This is a genomic window from Pseudomonas sp. GL-RE-26 (genome assembly GCF_019956275.1).
GTDB lineage: Bacteria > Pseudomonadota > Gammaproteobacteria > Pseudomonadales > Pseudomonadaceae > Aquipseudomonas > Aquipseudomonas grandcourensis.
On record NZ_JAHBDI010000007.1, the window covers coordinates 83,640 to 107,631 of the forward strand.

Here is a 23,992-nt window from a genome sequence, read left to right on the forward strand (position 1 = left end):
GAGCGCTACACCTGGACCTGACAAAGGATGGATTTTCAAGGGATGGATGACATGAGGTCATCTATGGTGAGTGCATGGCGTGAAGTGATGAAAGTTCGAGCCTGCTGTCCCATCACACCTCAAGCCAGACCTTACGATTTACGAAAGTCGGCAATGGTTTTGAGAGCGGGAGCCAAACACCCCGTCAGCCACATCAACTCGATGTTTGCGCCCGACCTCATGCTTAAGCCGGCGGCTGGACTGAGTTCGATTGAGATAGCCGTAGATATAGAACTTCAGCAAGACTGCTGTGCGATAGACCGGATGACCTGTTGCGGCAGGTTCGACGCCCTCAAACCCAAGTCCCCCCCACGCCGAATTCATCGACAAAAATGTCGCCCCCCTCGCACTGGATTTTCCTCGGCTAAATGAGCGAGTGCTGAAGAACATCGGATAGTGGAATGCAAAGCGGCCGGCATGACTCGGTACAAGGCCAGCAAGCACCTCGGAATCCTTCAGCTGCAAGGATCATGGCGCCGATGCCGGAGCGATATCACCAACGCTACGAGCAATGAACCACTCGAACAGTCACGCCAACGCCGGCGGCCAGGTAGCCGTGTGCGTCACAGGCGAAGTCACCCACACTACAAGGCAATCGGGAACAGCAAGGCGGTCACCGTCGTTCGCTGGATCGGGATGCGGATTCTGCGACAGCTTTGATCCTACCTAACACCAGCCCATCGCACGGTTTTAAGGTCGATCTTGGGGCTTACACGTCCGACAACGTATTGCCCCTGAATCCACATCTGCGTCCTGTCTACATCGATTCGATAATGATTTTTCGCCGAAAGAGCCAAAACCTCACCGGTGATTTCGTAGCGACCACATTCCCGGCAAGCCACTGCTCGACCACCATCCTCAGTAGCACGGATATTAGCTTCGTCCCCACAAACTAAACACTTCATGTCCAGCCCTCCCAGTTCGTAAACATTCAACTGTAGCTGATCACAAACAACCTTCACCGCTCGGGCATGCCCCGGCCAAGGACGCCCCATGCCCACAGAAAACAAACCGGCCGAGCCGATTCCGAGCTTGGCGAGCGGCGCCGACCTCAATGCAGCGACCTGGACCGACTTCGTAGAACGCCTGCGCTACGACTGCAAAGGCCCGCGGGTCGACGACCATTGCACCAGCGGCGCAATCTTCATTGTTGAAGAACGCAAGATCATCTGCGGCCTGGATACCGACTACACCGACAAAAAGCTGGTGTATTTCAACAGTGGCGAATCGGTCTGCTACAGCCCTACCGAGTACTGGCAGAACTGTGACCGCGACCAGAAACGCAAGCTAAACCAGTTGATGCAGGACGAGTGCGGCGTGCAGTTCATGAAAGCTCGTGAATGGCAGCAATGGGACGTGTTGGACGGGCTGCCCGAGCACACTGTCACCGGTTGGGTCGACCACTGGGATTATGTCAACGCGCACTTCACCCATGCCGCTGCCGAAGCCTTTATCCAGCGCAAGAAACACGACTATCGCGACGGTCTGCGCATCTACGTCGACAGTCAGTACTGGTGCTGGGAATTCGAGGCGATCAAAGCGGCGATCCTCGACGGCACGCTGACATATGATGCGTCACCATCATATTGTCCACCCAAGGGGTGACAGTTAAAAAAATTCAGGTCATCCTCTATGGCTTTTGGCCATTAAGGTTTTTTTCGTGATCACGTTAGGAATGAATAAAGGATTGATGCTGAGTATCAGCATTGCAGCTTTGCTATCCGGTTGTGCTACTACGCCTAAACCAATCATGCCAAATTCCGTGTATGACGATTTTGCTAGGGGATATGCGGTTGTCCAGATTTGTGGCATCTCAGGTCAGATGTCACCTGATACAGCTTTATGGGCAAAGCGAATGCTCAATAGCAGGGCTGGATCATATAGCTTTGACCCCGTCTTTTTGGAGAGTAGATATCAGGCAATATATCATCCAGGCCTAACAACGCCACCAGCAGAGGTCTGTAATCAATACGCTATGGCGTCGGAGGAATATAAACAAGTGGTACAAGCGAACAACGCCCAAGTTGAGGCTAATACACGCGCTATTCAGACTCAGATACAAAACAATAGGCCTGTTAATACCTACTGCAACAAGATAGGGACGCAGACCTTATGCAACTCTTACTAAGCAAAGCAAAGCAAAGCAAAGCAAATGCAAGGGCAGGCAACTAGATCGTCGCGGAAAGTCGTTGATGCGGCACAGGAAAGAATCAGTGAGCTGAGCGAGGCCTCCGTGACTGCAGCTCTACGATCTTCAGTTGCGTCTCGCAGTGCATGATCAGCGGATTGATGAGCTGACCGCGCAAGACCATGTCGGTGCTCCCAACGAAATGGTCGTGCAGCGCCAAGTCGAGCTGGTAGTACTGTCTGAGCGCAAGAGTGAATCGACGCGCGGAAACGGCTGGAAGGCCTGCATCGACGAAGTTTGCAAACTCAACACCCCTCTGTAACTCCCTCCCCCTTCAAAGTCAGCCGCTATAGCGGCAAGGACGAAGTCATGCCTGAAGAAAATGTTTTGCCCGCCGTCTCGGCCCGCATTGAATACGCCTATTCCAACAATGGTGAGGAATGGACTGCTGACTGGTGTTCGTTCCTCAGTCAAAACGAGGAGCTCGCACCTGGTGCTGAGTGCCAACGAGGCGAAGTCCACTATACAGATCCTGCCGAGTTCGTCGATTCGGACGCTGTGATTGATGCCATGGCAAATAACGCAGCATCGAGCGACCTCGGCGAATGGGCCGATGACTTTCCGAACGTCAGCGCCGATGCCAAGCAAGAACTGGAAGACCTTCTCAACGCCTGGGCTCGCAAAAACTGCGACTGCACGTTCTACCGCGTCAAGAACATCGAGACGTTCACGATCAGCGCTGAAGACCTGGATCAGGAAACAGCGACGCCATGATCATTCCTATAGATGCGCCACTTTACATGCTCTGGCTCATCTACAAGGGGCCGCATCGGTAAGGGTTCACCCCGCCAGCCACCTCAGGGGAGAAAGCGTGTACGCCGCTGGCGAGGCGAACCGCTAAATCTTAGTTCACCTTCTTAGCCTGCCTGACTTCCCTCATCTGATTTCACAATCCACCTACCGGCCTGCCGATGAACGGCGGGCGACGGTGGCATTCGCCTAAGGAATCCCACCATGGGTAACGCAACAGCAGTAAAGACTTCAAGCATCCCGCCGAGGTTCATCCGGTTCATGGATGCACCAGGCTATCTCGGCATGTGCCGGGACGAATTCAACAAAACAGTCAGGCCGAACGTACGTGAATTCCCTATCGGAAAACAGGGCGTGGCGTTTGATCGTATCGAGCTGGATGAGTGGGCAGACGCCTACATCGAGAGCAAGTCGATTGAAAAGACCGTGAATCAGGACAACAATCGCCCTCGCAGCGAGCGCCAGGGTGAAGCCAAAGGAGGTAAACCATGGCGAGAAAAGCGATCTCTGGCCTCTACCAGAAAAGTGGAGTCTGGCAAATCGACAAAGTGTTCCGAGGCGAGCGCCTTCGAGAGAGCACTGGAACAGGTGACCGGCAAGAAGCCGAGCAGTACCTGATTCATCGGCTGGAGCAGCTTCGACAGCAGAAGGTATACGGCGTACGCCGCACTCGAACCTGGGAGGAAGCGGCGACTCGGTTCCTGATAGAGAGCAAGGATCAGCCCTCTATCAAGCTGACGGCGCATCACCTGAAGCAGCTCCACCCATACCTCAAGGATCTGCCATTGACGCACATCGATGACCAGGCACTTGAGCCGTTCGTGAGAGATCGTTTGAAGGGAATGGTGTTGCCAGGCGGGAAGCAGTTGAAGCCGGTAGCGCCTCGCACGATCAACATCTCGATCGAGCGGGTAATACGGGTTCTTTCGCTTTGTGCAAGGAAGTGGCGGGATGAAGAGCGCAGGCCCTAGCTTGATTCGGTGCCAATGCTGGCCAAGCTGGATCTAAAGAAAAAGGTTCGTGAGCCCTACCCCATGACATGGGAAGAGCAATCGATCCTTTTCGGAGAATTGCCGGCGCACCTGCAGACGATGGCCCTGTTCAAGGTGAACACGGGTTGCCGCGAGCAGGAGGTTTGCAAATTGAGATGGGATTGGGAAATCTCGGTACCGGAACTGGGCACCAGCGTATTCCTGATACCGTCCGACTTTGGCGGCCGAAACGAGCGGTCAGGTGTGAAAAGTGGTGATGAGCGACTGGTCGTGCTGAATAGCGTGGCGAAATCGATCATCGACAGACAGCGCGGTCAGAGCAAGGACTGGGTGTTTCCTTTCAATGGCAACGCGATGCACCGCATGAATGATTCAGCCAGGAAGAAAGCGCGGGTGAGAGCGGCGAAACTCTGGCAGGAGGAAAACCTTCGCCCCGCTCACCCTGGATACGCATCCATCAGGGTGCATGACTTGAAACATACGTTTGGCCGTCGCCTTCGGGCGGCAGGTGTCACACAGGTAGACCGAAAGGCCTTGCTAGGGCACAAGAACGGCAGCATCACCAGTCACTACTCGGGCGCTGCGCTCGGGCATCTGATTGAAGCTGCAAATATGGTATCAGCAACTGATTCGCGGGGGCCGGTGCTGACGATCTTGAAGAGGAAAGCTGGATGAAGTCCCGAAAAACTCCCCACCAATGAAAAAGCCCAACGGGCTAAAGTTTTGCTAAGTCATTGAAAAATATGGTCGGAACGGAGTGATTCGAACACTCGCCCCCTAGCACCCCATCTCCTTTTTCGTGCCTCTTGAAAGATTTAAAAATTTCACCCTGGACTCTACGAAGCTAGTATTTACTTGGCCTATGGCGTGCTGGGCCTCCTGGTGATGATTGCCCGGGTAGTGCTTCAGCCGAATTTGGCCAAATGAGCAGCGTCACCCGGCTACATCACGCATTGCCACTGAGCCGAGCCATCAACAAGGCCATCACTGATCTGGATAGCGCCATTGTCAATGCGATCGATGCCGCAAAGGCTGCTGGTCTGCCTCAGGGCCTGGTCGTATCTCTCTTGCACGGGCACGCCCAGGTACAGACCAACATCATGGTGAGCTGAACTGTTCAATGCTCTGGATTGATCTGTCAGTACCAGCTACTTTGAGATTTCACGCAAGGAGTTCGGACATGGCAGATAAATATGTTGGAAAAATAGTTGGGGTTGGCACGGATAACTTGCACTACGTGATTAACATCTATCAGGACGAGACCATTGAGCGCTCGCCAAACGGCATGGTTCGACATGAAGGCCTGAAGCATTTCGAAATGCAATCTGGTGGTGACGTGAAAAAGATTTCTGAGACTGAGTACGAGATTGTGGCTACGGGAGTGAGGGTGACCGTGCATGATGCTCAAAGCTAAGAAAGTCTGTCTGTCATGTGAGCACTTGAATGAGAGTGCCGCATGGTAGGTCGAAGCAATCTCCCGTTCGCCACCATATGAAAACAAGTGTGGCCAAGGGGGATCGGCTCTGAGGATTCGCCTAAACCTTTGCCTCAAACCGCTGCGTTAATTCTTAACCTGCGGGGAATGAGCGAGCTGGAATTCAGATTTTCTGCGGATAACTCCGTCGACCATGGTTATCATCTCTGCACCGTCAGCAGAGGTGAAGAAATGACATCTGAGATTGAAAGAACCGCCCAATACTCCATCGACTATTTAGAGTCTTTCCTTTCACCGGTAGGACGGGGCGTGGGTACGTCGGACAGTCTGCCATTTGAGATTGAATCGGAGAGTGGTCAAAGAGCTGCCTTCGAAACCATTCGCAAGCACTTTGAGATCCACCACCCTTGGCTGAGTTTAAGGCTCGCTGAAAAAGGTCGATTCGGATTTTCAGGCATAAGGCCTTAAACCTTTAACACTGAATGAAACCTCGCCATCGAGCGGTTTTTTTTGTATCTGCATGCAGGGCCTGCATCCTCGTCTCTGTGAGACAACGCTAAGCTGCTCCGTGAACGTGTCGTTGTTTCGTGATCGTTGACTGAGGGAAAGGATCTGCATATACAGTCCGTTCTTTCATTTTTGTTTCGGTAAGTCATGAGCGAAGAACGAGATATTCCCGAGCCTGAGCACGACCACCTGCTCGATCATGAATTCCATGATGACGAGTCATGGGTTGAAGAAGACGCTCAGGCAATTGTTGACGAAGAAGATGATGACGTTGATTTTCTTGATCAGATAGATCAAGACGACTGACACGGAAAAATTTAACACCCAAAAGGTCCGCCCCTTCGCACGGGCCTACATGCTTTGAATCAAGCCCTGGCAGCCGCCGGTTTTTTTTATGCCAACGATTTACACAGGCCTCGTCAATGACGGGGCTTTTTCATATCTGCAGGCAGGGCCTGCAAATAGTCTCTGGGAGACAACCAATGCTGAAGTTCCAACTGGACAGCCTGGACGGTGTCGATGAATCCGTGCGCGCTCTTTACGCCGTGGGTGTCTGGAATCAGCAGAGGGCAGCATGAGGCGCATCAACAACCAGGTGCGCCAGCGCCGACGACAGATATGGCTGGATCTACCGGCCCACGGAAATGAAGAGGCAGGCCATGTCCGAAGAACAGCAGGAGCTGACGGCGGAAGCCATCAAGCAGCGCAAGACAAGCCAATGGCAGTGAACACCATGCGCCGCGTGGCCAAGGGTTGCTGGCGGCACGTGCTGACCAGCGCGAAGCCATTCATTGTGCCGATGCGCGGAACATCGGAAGCGCACACCAGCACTCACGGTGTCGACGAAGCACTATCGACCATCAGTGCCGGCGGCACGCATCACGCACTGGTGCAGCCGGTAGCGGCGCCGTTCCTCACCGAGTGCGCCAACGGCTCGTCGCAGCGCAACTTCAGTGCGCTGGAGCCACTGCGCACCCAGGTCGCACAAGTCAAAGGCGGCCACTTCGCGATGGCCGCAGCAAACATGGTGACATTGCGGAAAGGCTCGATCGGCGCCGACGTCACCAGCCCACTCGGTGTGGTCGCCACGAGTACCGGACATCACGCGGTATCGGCTGCATTCTTCGAACAAGCAAACGGTGGGTTCTACGACGGTGACGGCCGCGCCGCAGACTCGCCGCTCTCGACCATCTGCCAATCCGGCGCCAACCAGCGACTGGCGAACGCCTACCTGGTGAAGTACTACGGCAACGAGAAGGACGGCATATCGCTCACCGAACCAATGCACACGCTGCCGACGAAGGATCGCGTCGCGCTGGTTGAGGTAGTGCAGGTGCCGGACACCCTGACACCTGAGCAGTTGGAAGGCGCCCGCCGCTGCGCCGCGTTCATGCATGAGCATCTGCCGGAGTACTTCAAAGACCCGGCGGACCTGGTCATGGTCGGCGGCTATGTGCTGGTGGATATCACGCTGCGCATGCTTCAGCCGCCAGAGTTGAAGGCAGCGCAAGGCTTCGACAAGGCCTACATCATCGACCGCGGCCTGTTTGTCGACCCGGTCACTGGTGCCGAAGAGTGGCGTGACATCAACAAAACGGACCAAGTCCGGCTGATTGGCAACAGTGTCTGCCCGGATGAGGCCGAAGCACTGGTCAGCGCCAACGCCGCCGACATCATCGAACTTTACCAGCGCCTCGCGGCGTGACTCATCCTCACCTATTGAACTGAACCAAACAAAAAAAGGCACCCGCTAAGCAGGTGCCTCTCACCGGATTAAGCAGGGGTAGGGCCCCGCTCCGGCAGTTCAGTAATACCCCACTTCTACGAATCACGCCAGCTGGCGAGAAAGGAAGATGATAGAGGCATGGCGGCAGCTTAAACCAGGATCAGAACGCTAGCCTGCTGCGAATCAATAGTAGGGATCAGCCCCGAGCCCTGTTGATGTGCGAGCCAGGCCCGAGTCATCTTCACGTCGAATCGCCAGCCATGGGTTTCCATCCAAACAAGCGCTGTATGGGTAATTCGATATTGTCCGCACTTTACGCATGATCGTTCCTGGTAATCATCACCAGCAGCGACGTCCGAGGCAGGCTCATCGCAAATTAGGCATTCCATATCTACCTCCATTGGCTGAACTCTTAACTATAGACGACTCCCCCCCACCACCGCCCGGGCATGCCCCGGCATAGGACGCCCCATGCCCACAGAAAACCAATCCAACACAGTCACCACGCCTCGCCAGGGCATGGAGTTCTGGGACAAGTTGAATGCTCTGCCGCGCTATGCCTTTTTACTTTCCCCGTCAGGCACCTCGGTTCAGAAGTTCGAGGACAAAGCCATGGGCAACTGGATCGATGTGCACGAAGCACAGCAGGTCGTGGACCAGGCGCAGGAGCGAATCAGCGAACTGCGTGACGAACTGGGTGCAGCGAAGGGTGAATATGATCGGGCAGTGAATAAGGTTGACTCGCTGCAGCAACGCCTGAACGCAGCGGATCAGCGGATTGGTGACTGCTCCGGTACCTGCGAGTGGAGTCGGGAAGACGACAGCGGCATCTGGCATAGCAGCTGTGGCGTGACCTGGTCATTCCATGATGACGGTCCGGAAGAGAACAGCATGCACTTCTGCCATTCCTGCGGGAAGACGTTGGTGGTTGAAGCCACCGCGTCGGAACCCGAGCTGGATGATGACTGGCATATGAACCCCTGCAAGCAAGGTCATCGCGATGTCGGCGCGGCCGGCGGCGTAGCGCACTGCTACACCTGCGACGAGAAGATCACGGCGGCCACCACTCAGGAAGCGTTTGAACTCTGGAACGCAACTCATCCAGCAGGCGCGCAGTCAGCCGAATCCCGATAGGAGTACATCTGTACTCCACCCCCTCTGCCCCCCCCTTTAAAGTCAGCCGCTATAGCGGCAAGGACGAAGTCATGCCTATTGAAAACCACCCCCCTGAGTTCGAGCTCAACGGCAGCCAGCCCGCCCTGCACTGCTGTGCTTCCAGGTTGGCGAACAAGACTGGGGCGCCGCTACCGATGAAGCAGAAGCCCGCCGCGTGCTCGCTGAAATGAACGGTGATGACCCTGCCGACTACGCGGACTGGGAGGTCGAGTTGACCAGCGAGGACATGCTCGACAAGCAATGGGTTGATGAAGACCCGCCACATGCGTAGTGCGGCTGCCTACGTCAGTGGCTGGCGGAAGCCAACGAGCCTACCTACCTCATCGGGACGGAGTAAACGCCATGCTCATCCCTATAGCAGCCCCGCTCTACATGCTCTGGCTCATCTACAAGGGGCCGCGCCGGTAAGGGTTCACCCCGCCAGTCACCTCAGGGGAGAAAGCGTGTACGCAACTGGCGAGGTGAACCAATAAACCGTAGCTCACCTTCAAAGCGTGCCTCACGCCCTTCATCAGAATTCCACATACCCACCCTGCCGCCGCGCGCGGCATGGAGCATCCAATGTCGCCACGGCAGCGCAACACTGCGAACAAGAGCCTTCCGCAGAACCTCTACTTCGACGCGCGGCGCTCGACTTATCGCTACCGCCGGCCAACCGACGGGAAGTGGTTCCAGTTTGGTACCGACCGCATCAAGGCCATCGACGCTGCGAAGCAGTTGAACCTAGAGTTTATGCGCGGTGCCGATCTGGTCGGTGCTGTGTTGAACAACTCTGTCGAATCGTTTGCCGGATTCCTCGATACATACGAGCACGACGTCCTGCCGCCGCGGGAACTGGCCAAGGGCACGCTCAACCTGTACGCGGTGCACTTCCGGCGCTTTTGTAAGCAGTTCGAAGGCAAGGCCGTCGACCAGATCACGATCCGCATGGTCGCGGAGATGCTGGATGCCCTCACCTCCCGGACGGCAAACCAATGCCGGGCACTGCTGATCGATGTTTTCAATCACGCTGCCGCCAAAGGCCTGTGCCCAGACAACCCGGCGGCGAGCACAATCAACCGCATTGAGAAGAAACAACGCAAACGCCATACCGTCGAAGGCTTGAAAGCCATCCGGGAGAAAGCGCCAGCCTGGCTACAGAGTGCAATTGACCTCGCCCTCATCACTGCCCAGCGCCGGACGGACATCCTGGATATGCGATTCGACGGTGTTCGAGAGGGCTTCCTGTACTTGGTGCAGAAGAAGACGGCCAAGGCCAGTGACGCAGCGTGGATTCGCTTTCGAGTGACGCCCGAGCTACAGGCTGTAATCAGCCAATGCCGTGACGACATAGCCTCGCCATACCTGGTGCATCGCAAGCCCGAACGCCGGAAACAGAAACAGGCGCAGCACAAGGACCACTGGACGAAGATTGAAGAGCGGTATTTGACGCGAGCATTCAAGGACGCCAGGGAGGCGGCAAACTGCTACGCAGGATGGAAGGAAGAAGAGATGCCGGGCTTCCACGAAGTGCGAGCACTATCGCTGCACCTGTATAAGAAAGCCGGAAAGGACGGGCAGAAAATCGCAGGCCATGCGAGCGAAGGCATGACCAAGAACTACCAGCGGGACCACGAGAAAATCATCTGGTCCGAGGCAGTTCCGGACCTGAATATCAGCGAAATCACCGGGTAGTTTTGCGCAGGCACAAAAAAGCCGATCTGTCTGATCGACTTAAGTATCTGATTTTACTCAGTAAATATGGTCGGGACGGAGTGATTCGAACACTCGACCCCTAGCACCCCATCTCCTTTTTCATACTTCTTGAAAGCTTCCAAAAATTTACTCTGGATTTTTCCAAGCTAGTATTTACTTGAGCTCCAGCGGTGTTCTGCTCTACGAGAGTCCAGTAACGTCCATCAAGAGCCGGCGTTTTTGTGGGGGGAAAAGTAGGGGGAGTCCATTTTATGGCCAAAAGCACCATCAAGGAACTCGAGTCGCTGACCGCCAATGATGCCGGCCGCATCCTCAGGGAGGATGGCAGTCTCGCCGGTCGAATCTCAGTGCGTAAGGACGGTGTGTCGGTCAGTTTTTTCTACCGGTATCGGTGGGGTGTTAGCTACGCTGAAAAAGTAGTGAGCTCACGGGGCCAGCACGTTTAACGGGATGAATGCATTTTGCAGCACCAGCGAGCCCCCAGTGCCTGAACTCAAGTTGTTCGTGGATCTGCCGCTAAGCAGGATGTACTTACACGTTTTACGAGCAGTTACAACATGAGGGGTAACACGATGACAAAATCAACCCATCAGCTGACTTGTTTAGCCTTCGTTCTTGGTTTCTCAATGCTCGCCTCTGTTCAGGCAACCGATGGCAGCATTCAATTTTCGGGAGGACTTTATGCCCCACCTTGCAAGGTCAGCATAGACACTCAAACGACACTAAATGAACGACAGTTTGTGCAAGTTCATCTTTCTGACTGCGATAACCCTGTCAGGGCCTCCTTGAGTACTCCTGGCACTACAAGCGCATCGGCCAAAATGCGTGTAGTTCACTCGCAGGCAGTGATCTCCTTGCCACTGGCCGCACAATCCCCCCGTGCCATGATTGTAACGTTGGAATACATCTGAGCCGGAGCTCTGGCGTACCTCCCTACCTAACACCATGGTTATCAACTTTTTCGAGTTCTACGGCATGAGCATCAAGGTGACGCAATGGACCAACGAACTGCAGACAGCCATAGGCCTGGTGGACGCCGACATTGGTGTCACGCTGGTACCGGCCACGGTGGAGTTGCTGCACCGCGACGACATCGGGTTCACCCCGGTGCTGGAAACCAACGCCGCTTCGCCGATCATCCTCAGTCGCCGCGTCGGCGATGTGTCACCGGGGGAGAGTCATTGCCTGAAAATGATCGAAGAGTTGCGCATGCGCAGACTCTGAAAACAGAGTACGTCACGGATAATGCCCTGCAGCGTTGCGGGCAATCATAAAGTCAAAACGACGGCCTGACTCAGGATCAGTGGAACGATGCCTGTCAAAGCAGGCCGTTTCGTAACGCGTATTCGTACAGCTCCTTGTCATTGGCGATCCCCAGCTTTTGCTGAGCTGATATTTTCTGATGACTGATGGTCTTCACGCTCCGATTGAGCATATTGGCTATTTCAGAAACCGTGTGCCCGCCCACGAACAGTCGCATGACCTCCGACTCTTTACTCGATAGCACCTTTTGCCCTGGGTCTCCACGCGAGTTCAAGTTATTGGCCTTGGCATCATTGAGCATGGCCTTGACTGCAGCATCGATGTACTTTTTGCCTTGGACAACAGCCCGAATCGCATCAACCAGGTTATCGTGCCCTCCACTTTTGAGCAGAACACCATCCGTGCCGGCATTGACGATATTTTCCAGTAATGATGGATTGGTCAACATAGTGAGAATGATCAGCTTGACGTCCGGATAGCGTCGTTTGACAAACGAAACCAGTGTCAAGCCGTCCCCATGTTTACCGCCAGGCATGTAGAAATCACTGATCAGCACATGGGGTTTTACTTTATCCATCAGCTCGACCAGTGCAGTCGAGTCTTGCGCCTCCCCGCAGATCTCAATTCCGGGCTCTCTTTCAAGAGCCATACGAACCCCGAACAAAACAATCGGATGATCGTCTGCCAGAACCACCTTAAGGGTCATGATGACGCCTCCAATATAGGATCCAAATATTCCTTCAAACTACTCAGGCACTCGTCAATTCTGGACAGGTGGCCAGAAGCGGCGATCTCTTCAAGGTGCGAGCAAAAATCCGCTGCGTCCATTGCACCGATCGTCACAAGTGCACCTTTGAGTCGATGTGCATACTGAGTGACTGCCGTAGCATTACCCTCTGACAACGAGTTCATCATGGCCGCCCAATCGTGCCTCGTTGTCGAAACAAACAAATCGCGCATCGCCGGATTAATTTCGTCCAGCTTTGCAATCACATTGACCTTTGAGACACCCGCAACAGAAACACCCACTGCCTGCAATGCCTCTCGTAGTCGCGCAAGAGAAACGGGTTTGGCCAGATAACCGTCCATGCCGGCCTGCACGCAGCGCTCTCCTTCCTCTGCCTGGGCATTGGCGGTTACCCCGACGATAGGCACTTTGATCCCCTCTGCCCGTAATCGGCGGGTCAACTGGTAACCATCCAGTTCTGGCATGTTCACATCCGTCACCACCATGTCGAAGTGCTCTCCACGTTGCCAGCGTTGCAAGGCTTCACGACCATCCGAAGCCATTGTTACCTGACAGCCCAGTTGCTGCAGTTGTTCGGTCAGTACTAACTGGTTGATGGGATGATCTTCAACCGCCAACACGTGCAACGTCTTGAGCACCGAGGGCACAATGACAGCCGATGTCCCGAGCCCGTCCGGTTCGTTCTCGTCAGCCAGTTGCAAGGCTTGCAGAATGCCCTGCTGGCTCAGGCTGCTCACATGCCAACCGTCTTCGCGCCACTCAGGTGTTGGCGAACCTTGCGGGTCAAGCCAGACGATGCCTGCAAACCTGTTGCCGAATGTCATTTCTGGCCGGTGCGACCAGGCAACCAACAGCAAGTCATTGTGTACTGACGCGGGTAGCGTTTCCGGCAGGGGCAACGCCTGACCGCCTGCATGTTCGACTAACGCGAGTAACGTTTCACGCTGCTCATTGGCGCCGGCAAACACCTGGACGGTCGGTAGCCCCGCCAGACTGATCGGTTTCAGCTTCCCGGCGATGGGTAGTTCAAGCAATACGATAAAGCTGCTACCCAGGCCCAACTCGCTGACCAGTTCGATTTTTCCGCCCATCAACTCCGTAAGTTTGCGGCAAATCGATAGCCCCAACCCTGTACCGCCAAAACGCCGTGCCGTCGAATTGTCAGCCTGAGTAAACGGTTCAAACAGATTGGCCTGCGACGCTTTACGGATGCCAATGCCCGAGTCCGAAACCTGTATCCGTATATCGAACCGGCCAGCGGCATTTTCAGTGCCACCGATTCGAATGACGATCTTGCCGCTGTCAGTGAACTTCACCGCGTTACTCAACAGATTACTCAGCACTTGCTGCAGACGGTTGCGATCCCCAGCGAGCAGAGGCAGATCCGGTTGCAGGCAGCAGTACAGTTCCACGCCTTTTTTTTGCGCCAGCGATACGAAGCTCCTCGCCACGCCCTCAGCCAACTCAACAAGATTGAACGGTTCGGACTCCAGGGTCAGCTGGTTCGCTTCAATCCTGGAGAAATCCAGAATGTCATCAATGATATTCAGCAGGTTACTGGAGGAATGCTCAATGGTGTTCAGATAGCCCCGCTGCTGTTGTAGCAACGTAGTGTTTGCCAGCAGTTCCAGTGTGCCCAGTACGCCGTACAGCGGGGTGCGAATTTCATGACTCATCATCGCCAGGAACGTGGATTTGGCCGCATTTGCCTCGTCGGCAGATGCTTTGGCCGAGACCAGTATCAACTCTGCATTCCTGCGCTCATTGTCATCGCCAAACGAACAAAAAAGCGCAGGCTCATCGTAATAATTAACCTTGACCAAGTGGGCCAAAACACGCATGCGCTCCCCGGTGTCTGGCGTCTGTGCATCAATTTCAAGGGGCCCGGTTTCAGGCATTTCCTTGTCTGACATCATCAAAAAATACTCGCGCAATCCCCAACGCCGTCCATCGTGCTCAACGTCGACTGTTATCAGTTCCCGAGACTGCTCATTCTGAATCAATACTTCGCCATCGCTCATGCGCAATAAGCACAACCCCACCAGAGAGTGGTCCATCACTGTCTGGACCAGATTACGCCCTTCAAACACTTTCGTTGCTTTTTGCTGTGCCGAAGTATGCATACGACGCCGAATGCTTCTTGCTATCCAAACGGTACCCGCTAGCCCTAACACCAGCACACATGACGAAAAAACAATCGCTAGCCAATGGGTTAAAAGCACCTTGGTTAAAGGAACGCCATAAACAACACGCCAATGTACTTGTGGGGCTTCAACAAAAATCAGCAGCCAGGTTCCGTCAATTTCGAAGTTAAAACCGGAGCTATCCTGCACTGCCCGCTGATGAGTCCTCAAGGCACGAGTCCCTTCCAGGGCAGCATCTGCGACAACCAGTCTTTCTTTGGAGTCGAACAACGCCAGGCTCATGCCATATTGCTGTAACCACTCCCGTCCTTCTAACGCTGATATCGCAACCTCACCCATCAAATACGATGCAAGCCTTCCATGTTGATCATAGATGGGCACATAGCACGTAATAACCTGAGTACCATCAACGACACTGGCATGTGCGGCCGTCCAGACACTCCCTTTATTAACCCCCGCACTGCCGGCTAAATCAGCGTCGTCATGAAAAATCGGGGCTCTGACTTCCTCAATATAATCGCCAAGCTCAATCGAGCTCTGACGGGAGCCGTTTTTCCAGTCCTCGGCAGTGTCAAATGAATTGAAAAGCAACGCGTCTTCTGCGGAGATCAGCAATCGCCGTCTGTCTTTATATTTTTCCTGCGCAAATACACCGCCCATATTGGAAAGGATCTTCGCTTGCCGAAAAAACTCATACTCCGTTCCCTTTGGGCTTTTTCCCCCTCCCCGGAGTATGATGCCCCTCCCACTATCATTTATCCCTTCAACGCCGCTGTTAGTAATCACAGGTAGTTCAGCCAGGCTATCCAGCCTGGAAGCATCACTTCTCACCAGCACATCCGACTGAAGTATCCGTGCAGTACTCTCGACAAAAAGTTCTTCTGCATCTGCACGTAAAAACAGAGCTCTGGCGTGCTCACGACTCCATCTGTCGTATTGGCCAACCGCGTGGAGAAAAACGCCGTGGAGATAAAAAACGAACAGAGCACACAGTACTAACGATGCCAGCGCGGTTGCGCAGCCTGGCAACAGTTCAGAACGCTGAATTTGCCGCTTTTCCACTGCGCCCTCCTCAATGAGTGTGACCAGATCACACGCTGCTCAAAATTCTTGGCGCGGACAACATTTTTCTGTTGTTTCTCGCGACTCACCTGCTAGCACAGCCCTCCAATTCGCAGAAGCTCCCGCTTGAGTCCAGCCAGAGAAACGGGTTTGGCCAGGTAGCCATCCATACCGGCCTGAAAACAGCGCTCTCCTTCATCGGCCTGGGCATTGGCGGTCACCCCGACGATAGGCACTTTGATTCCCTCTGCGCGTAGTCGCCGGGTCAATTGGTAACCATCCAGCTCTGGCATGTTCACGTCAGTTAAGACCACATCGAAGGATTCACCATGCTGCCAGCGTTGCAAGGCTTCACGACCATCCGAAGCCATTGTTACCTGACAGCCCAGTTGCTGCAGTTGTTCGGTCAGTACTAACTGGTTGATGGGATGATCTTCAACGGCCAACACGTGCAACGCCTTGAGTACCGTGGGCGCAAAGACAAGTGATGTACTGCCTCCCAATGGGTCGTTCCCCTCAGCCAGTTGCAAGGCTTGCAGAATGCCCTGCTGGCTCAGGCTGCTCACATGCCAACCGTCTTCGCGCCACTCAGGTGTTGGCGAACCTTGCGGGTCAAGCCAAACGATGCCTGCAAACCTGTTGCCGAATGTCATTTCTGGCCGGTGCGACCAGGCAACCAACAGCAAGTCATTGTGTACTGACGCGGGTAGCGTTTCCGGCAGGGGCAACGCCTGACCGCCTGCATGTTCGACTAACGCGAGTAACGTTTCACGCTGCTCATTGGCGCCGGCAAACACCTGGACGGTCGGTAGCCCCGCCAGACTGATCGGTTTCAGCTTCCCGGCGATGGGTAGTTCAAGCAATACGATAAAGCTGCTACCCAGGCCCAACTCGCTGACCAGTTCGATTTTTCCGCCCATCAACTCCGTAAGTTTGCGGCAAATCGATAGCCCCAACCCTGTACCGCCAAAACGCCGTGCCGTCGAATTGTCAGCCTGAGTAAACGGTTCAAACAGATTGGCCTGCGACGCTTTACGGATGCCAATGCCCGAGTCCGAAACCTGTATCCGTATATCGAACCGGCCAGCGGCATTTTCAGTGCCACCGATTCGAATGACGATCTTGCCGCTGTCGGTGAACTTCACCGCGTTACTCAACAGGTTATTCAGCACTTGCTGCAGACGATTGCGATCACCGAGCAGCAGAGGTAGATCCGGTTGCGGACAACAGTAGAGTTCCACGCCTTTTTTTCGCGCCAGCGATACAAAACTTCTGGCCACGTCTTGTGCCAGTTCAATCAGGTTGAATTGCCCTGACTCCAATGCGAGCTGACTTGCCTCAATCTTGGAGAAATCCAGAATGTCATCGATGATGTGCAACAGGTTACTGGAGGAGTGCTCGATGGTGTTCAGATAGCCCCGCTGAGGCGGTAGCAACGTAGTGTTTGCCAGCAGCTCCAGCGTGCCCAGTACGCCGTACAGCGGGGTGCGAATTTCATGACTCATCATCGCCAGGAACGTGGATTTGGCCGCATTTGCCTCGTCGGCGGCTTCTTTCGCAGAGGCCAGCATTAACTCTGCATTCCTGCGCTCGCTGTCATCGACAAACGAACAAAACAGAACAGGCTGCTCGTTATATTGCAACTCCGCCAACGAAACATGAATGTACCGAGGTGTATTTTCATTGGTGGTGAAGGTGGTCACTCCCGTACGGTAGGGAACTTCACCGTCTGTAAACTGTATGCTCATGAAGAAGTCGCGCAGGGTTGCACGGCACCCACCCATTTCAACATACGATGCAAGCATGGCCTTGGCTTTTTCACTCTGAACCAATAATTCCCCACTTTTCCGACTGAACACACAAATACCCACCGGGGCCAACTTCAGCATCGTACGATTAAATTCTTCTCTCTCCAGGAGTTGCACTGCCTGCTCTTGCGCAGGAAGAAAAACCGCACGTCTCACATACCGCATGATAATATAGGCCGACACGACCGAGGCTAAAAAAACCAAACAACCAAACACCACCGAATAACGCATCCGCCATAACACATCATCATAGCTTGCATAATAAACAATCCAGCGCTGACCGCCGCCCAATTCTTTCTTCAGGGACAGTTTAAATACAGGGGCACCATAACTCTCAAACCCATCACCCTTACTACTCAGCGCATTCAAAAAATCACTACTACCACGCTTGCCCGGATCCGGTTCTGGAACACCACTCACGACTCGCCCGCCTTTATCCAGAATAAGGTATTTGACACCCAACTCCGGCGCCGCGGTCATTTCGCTCATTATTGATTCCTGAACTCGCGCATGAGGGATCTCTAATCCAAGCCAGGCATTGGGCATCAATCGAGGCGAAAACGATTCAAATATATATGATTTTTTCTCGCTGCCAGTCCCTAACTGAAAGACCTGCAACCCACTGCCCACATTCTTGGCCCAGTCAACACCCTGCAACTGTTCAAACACTTCCTTTAACTTATTGCCCCTGTTTGTGCCAGAGTTTAATACATAACGTGCCACACCCGCTGCCCTGTCCATATAAATGATATTGACATTCGACTCACGAAGTTCCTGACGCATCTGCGCAGACAGGTTCAAAATGCCCTTGCGACCATCAAGCGCTGAAAGGGACTCCAAATAGAAACTCTTTCTTTCCGAGGCTGAAGCGGGAGCAGCCGAACCGGGTACAAAATCGACTCCCTTAATCATTCCTGCAAGCAGCATCTCGTTTTTTTCAAAGAAGTCTCGGCTTTGGGTGTAACCATTGTTAAAATTCTTACGATACTCTGATGTTTCGGACATCACGGATGCATAAAAGTACATCGCGACAGCACCCAGCACACCGAGTACAAATGCAATAGACAAGCAACCAATCAGTTTATAAGCAAATTCTGGATCTAGAATCCAATTATTCGAAAGACATTGAGTATGCGTATGCTTGGTCATGACGAAATACTATCCGTCACACCAATCGCCTTATATGAGAGGATTCTTATAATCGGCCAAATAACAAACAGCCTGCTTTCGACACAGCCTCACCCAAGCAATAGCTGCTCCAATGCAGACTCCGCCATGGGTTTGCTGAATAGGTAGCCTTGCACGGTACTGCAACCCAGTTTTTTAAGTAACGTCAAGTCCCGAGCATCTTCCACGCCCTCTGCAACCACTTTTATATTTAGCTGCTTGGCCAGGGAAATGCTACTTTCAAGCGCGACCTGAGCCACAGGGCTTTTATGTGCACCATGAACAAAAACACGATCGATCTTGATTTCATCGAAGGGAACCGACATCAAATTCAACAACGACGAATAACCTGTCCCGTAATCGTCAATGGATAATTTGAAACCCTTTAACTTGAGCCGTGCAGCCCCCGCCAGGTAATCACTGTAGTCGTCGGTCTCGGTCGTCTCGGTCAACTCCAGCATCAGTGTCCCCGGGTCGCCTCCACAGCGCTCGACAATAGCCAGCAAACGCTCAGGAAGCGACTCCTCTGAAAGGAGTGAAACCGGAATGTTAAACGACAAGGTCAGCGGCCACCCCATCTTGCGCCACGCAGCCTGGGCCCTCAGTGCTTTCTCCAACAGCATCGAGTTCAGGTGATTGATCCAGCCCGACGAGATGATCGTGCTCAAAAATACCGAAGGCAACAAAATGCCTCTCGAAGGATGATTCCAGCGCGCAAGCACCTCGACTCCAACGATCCTGGAAGTCTCAATATCATGTTGCGGCTGATACCACGCGGTGAACTGCTTGCCGATCAACCCTTCCAGCACATCGACAGCGTCAGCGGACATTGGTGATGACGCACTGTCATGCGAAACCACTTCCAACGGGCTACGCGTGCTATCGAAACGACGCATGGCCGCACTGAGCTCGCCCGTATTGAGCGGTTTGCTCAACGCACTCAATTGCCGGAAGCCCAATGAGGTCGCCAGACGCTCTACCAACTGAATAAGCGAAGCCGGTTGCGACGAAAGCACGACGAGGTCAGGCTTTTCGTTCAGTTCCGCCAGGCGTTTGATAAACACAATCCCGTCCATGTCGGGCATGGCCAGATCGCAGATAACCAGGTCGTAGCGCTTGACCCTCAACATCTCCAATGCCTGAATACCATTCGAAGCACACTCCACCTCAACACCGATGTCTGTGCGCAGTTGTTGCGCCACGTACTCACGCTGGAAAACATGATCTTCGACCAAAAGCACGGAGGTCGACTCTGCCCTATGCAAGATGTTTGTTACATTGTCCTGACTCATTCATTGCACCTTCTGGGTACCCGTTACTGGTTAAGAATTCCCGCATGTGCCGTATCAGTGTCATGCATGCAAGATCAACATTCCCCCCAGCCTAAGCTGTGGTCTGACGGGTAAAAATGAGACAGTTCGCAATCTGGGTGGCGCCACCACCCAAGGCAGGCCCGAGCCTGCACCCTCTATTGATACTGGATGGTGAATTCGATCAGTGAATTGGCACTTCCCGCAGTGACACTGGCCTGTGTCTGGTAGTAGGCCGCGTCCAGCCCGATCTGATAATTGCCAGCCATACCGGTATAACCGGCAAAGCGTGTGTTCACGTCAAACCCCACCACCGTCCCCGTTCCCGTCGTCGTGATTTGCAACCCGATGCCAGTGGCCACACCCGTCCCCGGGGTCAACTGTGCGACACCATTCGTGCTCGCCCCGACGCTGCCACTGACCGGGTGCAATGAGAACATGATCGCGCCCATGCCCGCCGGACAACCGGTCAACGGGAGGGTGAAGCTGTGTTTTCCGGTAATGCTGCCGATTCCCTTAAACTCCGACGCTGCATGAATGCCCATGTTCACGGGCACGCTGGTCGTGGGTGTACAACCGAGTACTGGAAACGTGGATTTGAGTTGAGTCAATACAATGTTGTTAGTACCGAATACGGCCCCGTTGTATTGGATCGTAGCGGTGCCAATGGTCACACCACCTTGCGCCACGAGGGTGCTTCCCGCAGCGATGGTGCCGATCTTGACGTAGCGCGCACTGATGGCAATACCGATATCCGTTGGTTGATACGCCAGGGAGAAGTTCCAGGCCGGCGCCGAATTGTTATACGCGTTGGTCAATGGCACATCGGTGACCGGCTCATAGACCGTACCGGTGTAGTTGCCCGAGGTATCTGCAGTCCCGTAGATCGGGTGCCACTGAAACACGATACCGAGCCCGGCAACCCCGGTCTTGAAGACACTGTAAGTGACACCATCAAGTGTCAGTGATGACGGCGAAGCCAGTTGCCCGGTGCCCATGAGCTGCGGTCGCAGCACATCGCCCGTGGAGGCATAGCACCACCAGTTTCGGTAAGTTTTGCTGTACGCGGACCAATCGCCGATCCAGCCGTTGACAGGCACATCCGCAGACGTGGTGATGACGCCGCCGCCCGCGGTAATGGGAATGTTAGGGTCCAGCGCATAGCCGCCCCCGCACTGATAAGCCTGTGCGACGCCACAACTGAGGATCAACAATACCGCGAGGATCCAGCGTTGAAGATGAGTGCGAATAGCCAGTGCCTGTTTCGGCAATCTGTCAGCGGTCTGATTCATATCGGTGGTCTGCATAAGCATGATCTACCCCTTCACTGGTTCGGTTGAGTAGCCAACGCAACGTCGGCCTCTGCTGCGATGGGCTCGCACATCGCGCTGATGGCGACAGCGCTCGGCTCGTCGCTCTTGACCACTGCCGGCAATTGATAATCCACTCGACAGGCGTGCGGACTCGCGTCGCTCCACTTGACGTTCAACACGCCCTTGTCGGCTTTCAGGCCTCTCGCGAGGAGGCGACCGCCCTGGGCAACCGTACCGACGGCGCTGCCATCTGCCGCGAACACTTGCGCACCGAATGGCAGCGACTTGCCTTGCGGTGTGGTCAAGCGCAGGAACACCGCGCGACCGCTGTTGGCGGTTTCAAACTTGAGCTTGACCACCGCCCCTGCGGTCGGCGCCACTTGCTCCATGGTTGACTTCATCTCTACGTTGACGGATAAGCCTTTCGGATCGATCTCCACCTGATTGCGCGCAAAAGGCGTCAGGCTCGACACCACCGCATGGCCCCATGGGTCTACGCGCAAACCGCTGGCGTTGGTGATGCGTGCACCGACCGCATCGTCGGCCTCCACGATGGCACTGGTCTCTCCCAGGCTCGGCGTAAACACCACGCCGCCCTCGTAGGCGACGATCCCGCCAGATACGTTGGCCCCCACCTGGTTGTAGTTGTTGCTTTGGCTGACGCTGCCACTGACCCGAGCCATCGATGAGGTGTAGCTGGCATTGCCGCCCACATTGGTACTGCTCGAAGCACCATCACTGCTGCTGCGGTTGGCGTTCACCCCGTAGCTGAAATTGTTGTCCTTGCCCAAGGTGCCGCTGACCCCTTCCTGGATGCTGCTACTGCCGGTGGAGCTCTTCTGTACGGAGGTTGTCGAGTACGGCTGGTGCTCACCGGACCCGAGTGCAAAACCGACCGTCAACATCAGGGTGTTGTCCCATTTGGCATTGGTGACATCCAGCTGCCGCGAGGCCGAAACGCTGTAACTGACCTGCTTGTAATTGTTGCTGTAGCCGAATTGGTACTGCACATCACGACCGCTACGGTCCCAGTAGTCCTGGCTGCTACCTGAGGCATAGAAGCTTCCGTAGCCCTCTGGCAGACTCTGATTGACCGTGACTTGCATCTGCCCTCGACGACGCATCAGCGTGTCCCAGGTCTGGGCTGTACCCTTGCCTTCGGCATCGTTCATCATCACCGCGTCCTGCAAACCGAGATAACCACTGCTTGAATAGCGGTAGGCGGCGACGGCAATGTTGGTATTGGTAGGTGCCAGGAGTTTGCTGTAGCTCAAGCGCACGCTTCTGCCGGCCTGGTCAGGCTGATTGTTCAGTTGAGCCGCGGCATGTGTGATGTCCACGCCGAACGCGCCCAGACTGGTATTGAGCGCCATGCCACCCAGAACCGCCGAGTAACCGTCTGCCGCCTGCACACCGCCATACCCCGTGAGCATGTTGGTAAAGCCGTGCTGGAGCGTGCCTTGCATCAGCCAGGGCGCTTCGTCAACGCCCGGGTTGTCGTACTTGCCACTGGTGACGCTGTAGCGTGTGACGCCCTCGCGAACCGAGTTGACCGGTGCGGCATAAGGCACTTTGGATATGTGCACGCTGCCATCCGCTTCGGTCACCACAACCTCAAGGTCGCCACCGTAGCCAGTGGGATAAAGATCGTTGATTTCAAAAGCGCCGGGGGCAACATTGGTTTCGTAGATGAGATTGCCATTCTGGCGGATCTGTACCACGGCGTTGCTGCGGGCAATACCGTGGATGATCGGAGCGTACCCGCGCTGGGAATCGGGACGCATGCGATCGTCGGTCGCCAGTTGCACACCACGGAAACCGACGCTATCGAACATGGAACCATCGGTGTATGCCTGCCCGATCACCAACTGGCTATCGAGCGGCGCAACCGAGCGCTGTAGATTGGTCTGGATACTTTGATACTTGCCACCCAGATAAGGGCTCTTGCTATAGCTGCCATTATGGCGAAGCCGCCAGGCACCCACGTTCACGCCACCATTCAAACCCACATAGCTTTGTGTCGATGACTTGCCTGCTGAATCACTGCGATACAGGTTCGCGTTGTAACCAAGACGCGCCGCCGTCACGCCCTCATCCCAGAACTGTGGGTCGACATAACCGCGCGCACTGCGACTCATGGCGACCTGAGGCACGCTGACATCCAGCCTTTGCTCACCGAAGTCAAAGACCGCCGTCGCGTCCTGGATCAACGCCGGCAACGCCACGCATGCAGTTCCTTGGGCCAGGAGCGCGTTGGCTTGCGGGCTGAGTTTGCCGAGGTCTACGTGGATACGGTCAAGCAAATCACGGTCGAAACACGGCTGCACATCGCTCTTGTCCTCGCCCACCGCACGCAGGGTAATGTCGACCTTCGCCAGCCAGCTCTTGTTGATGTACAAATCAACCCGGTACTGCCCCGGCGGTGCGACGTTGCCCTTGGTAAAACGGCTGGTGTCGATCGCCTGCTTCCCGGTACGCAGAAAGTCATCGCTGAACTGGACTTCCTTCGCCGTGTTTGCAGGCTCGGCGGCCATTACCAGGCCACTGGTGCAAAGGGACAGCGTCAGAAGGCTGATCGAGCCTTGGCGAACGAACAAACGAGGACTCACACGGATGTGCATCGCAGTACTACCGAAATGGCAGGAACAGCAAAGCCGTCACAGCGCAAC

The 23,992-nt window shown here is 54.7% G+C and carries 16 protein-coding genes and 5 pseudogenes; 14 read left to right on the forward strand and 7 right to left on the reverse strand.

Annotated features, from left to right (window positions below; all coding sequences use genetic code 11):
• Positions 1-137 precede the first annotated feature (137 nt).
• Positions 138-458, reverse strand: a pseudogene (locus tag KGB07_RS05305) (transposase); the annotation flags it as partial.
• Positions 459-1,032: 574 nt separating this feature from the next.
• Between KGB07_RS05305 and KGB07_RS05310 the strand changes: the two are divergent.
• The 14 genes and pseudogenes from KGB07_RS05310 to KGB07_RS05375 form a co-directional block, all read left to right on the forward strand.
• Entirely contained in the window at positions 1,033-1,644 is a 612-nt protein-coding gene (locus KGB07_RS05310; protein ID WP_223464814.1) for a hypothetical protein, read from the forward strand.
• A gap of 653 nt (positions 1,645-2,297) precedes the next feature.
• Positions 2,298-2,489 carry a hypothetical protein gene (locus KGB07_RS05315; protein WP_223464815.1) on the forward strand — a complete coding sequence of 64 codons (192 nt, stop codon included), beginning with the start codon at positions 2,298-2,300 and terminating at the stop codon, positions 2,487-2,489.
• 47 nt (positions 2,490-2,536) lie between these two features.
• Positions 2,537-2,941: a hypothetical protein gene (locus KGB07_RS05320; RefSeq protein WP_223464816.1), complete on the forward strand. Its 405-nt coding sequence runs from the start codon at positions 2,537-2,539 to the stop codon at positions 2,939-2,941.
• A 240-nt stretch (positions 2,942-3,181) separates the two neighbouring features.
• Positions 3,182-3,595: a hypothetical protein gene (locus tag KGB07_RS05325; protein ID WP_223464817.1), complete on the forward strand. Its 414-nt coding sequence runs from the start codon at positions 3,182-3,184 to the stop codon at positions 3,593-3,595.
• Positions 3,481-4,644: pseudogene (locus tag KGB07_RS29575) on the forward strand (tyrosine-type recombinase/integrase). Before KGB07_RS05325 ends, KGB07_RS29575 begins: the two are co-directional and overlap by 115 nt.
• 248 nt (positions 4,645-4,892) lie before the next feature.
• Entirely contained in the window at positions 4,893-5,081 is a 189-nt protein-coding gene (locus KGB07_RS05335; RefSeq protein WP_046038048.1) for a hypothetical protein, read from the forward strand.
• 68 nt (positions 5,082-5,149) lie between these two features.
• Positions 5,150-5,383, forward strand: coding sequence for a hypothetical protein (locus KGB07_RS05340; RefSeq protein ID WP_046038049.1), 234 nt, complete (start codon positions 5,150-5,152; stop codon positions 5,381-5,383).
• Between the two features lie 675 nt (positions 5,384-6,058).
• On the forward strand, positions 6,059-6,217 hold the full coding sequence (locus tag KGB07_RS05345) for a hypothetical protein (protein WP_172435756.1): 159 nt from the start codon (positions 6,059-6,061) through the stop codon (positions 6,215-6,217).
• Positions 6,218-6,617: 400 nt separating this feature from the next.
• Positions 6,618-7,616: pseudogene (locus KGB07_RS05350) on the forward strand (DNA cytosine methyltransferase); the annotation flags it as partial.
• 492 nt (positions 7,617-8,108) lie between these two features.
• Entirely contained in the window at positions 8,109-8,771 is a 663-nt protein-coding gene (locus KGB07_RS05355) for a hypothetical protein (protein WP_052960538.1), read from the forward strand.
• 71 nt (positions 8,772-8,842) lie between these two features.
• Positions 8,843-8,983, forward strand: a complete 141-nt coding sequence (locus KGB07_RS05360) for a hypothetical protein (RefSeq protein WP_223464821.1) — start codon at positions 8,843-8,845, stop codon at positions 8,981-8,983.
• A gap of 391 nt (positions 8,984-9,374) precedes the next feature.
• The gene (locus KGB07_RS05365) at positions 9,375-10,487 is read left to right on the forward strand and encodes a phage integrase Arm DNA-binding domain-containing protein (protein WP_046038051.1); all 1,113 of its coding nucleotides are present in this window, start codon (positions 9,375-9,377) and stop codon (positions 10,485-10,487) included.
• A gap of 272 nt (positions 10,488-10,759) precedes the next feature.
• Positions 10,760-10,906, forward strand: a pseudogene (locus tag KGB07_RS05370) (site-specific integrase); the annotation flags it as partial.
• 550 nt (positions 10,907-11,456) lie between these two features.
• Positions 11,457-11,732 (forward strand): annotated as a pseudogene (locus KGB07_RS05375) (LysR family transcriptional regulator); the annotation flags it as partial.
• A 94-nt stretch (positions 11,733-11,826) separates the two neighbouring features.
• Here the strand turns inward: KGB07_RS05375 and KGB07_RS05380 are convergent.
• From KGB07_RS05380 to KGB07_RS05405, 6 genes are all read right to left on the reverse strand, one after another.
• Positions 11,827-12,477, reverse strand: coding sequence for a response regulator (locus tag KGB07_RS05380; RefSeq protein ID WP_046038054.1), 651 nt, complete (start codon positions 12,475-12,477; stop codon positions 11,827-11,829).
• Positions 12,474-15,725, reverse strand: coding sequence for a hybrid sensor histidine kinase/response regulator (locus tag KGB07_RS29580; protein ID WP_223464822.1), 3,252 nt, complete (start codon positions 15,723-15,725; stop codon positions 12,474-12,476). Before KGB07_RS29580 ends, KGB07_RS05380 begins: the two co-directional genes overlap by 4 nt.
• Before the next feature lie 92 nt (positions 15,726-15,817).
• On the reverse strand, positions 15,818-18,682 hold the full coding sequence (locus KGB07_RS05390) for an ATP-binding protein (RefSeq protein WP_223464823.1): 2,865 nt from the start codon (positions 18,680-18,682) through the stop codon (positions 15,818-15,820).
• A gap of 89 nt (positions 18,683-18,771) precedes the next feature.
• Positions 18,772-19,992 carry an EAL domain-containing protein gene (locus KGB07_RS05395; protein ID WP_046041575.1) on the reverse strand — a complete coding sequence of 407 codons (1,221 nt, stop codon included), beginning with the start codon at positions 19,990-19,992 and terminating at the stop codon, positions 18,772-18,774.
• Between the two features lie 176 nt (positions 19,993-20,168).
• A complete protein-coding gene (locus KGB07_RS05400; RefSeq protein ID WP_185754803.1) occupies positions 20,169-21,323 on the reverse strand; it encodes a fimbrial protein in 1,155 nt (384 codons plus the stop codon).
• A gap of 11 nt (positions 21,324-21,334) precedes the next feature.
• Positions 21,335-23,920 (reverse strand): fimbria/pilus outer membrane usher protein, encoded by a 2,586-nt coding sequence (locus tag KGB07_RS05405; RefSeq protein WP_221174491.1) that lies wholly within the window; start codon positions 23,918-23,920, stop codon positions 21,335-21,337.
• Positions 23,921-23,992 lie beyond the last annotated feature (72 nt).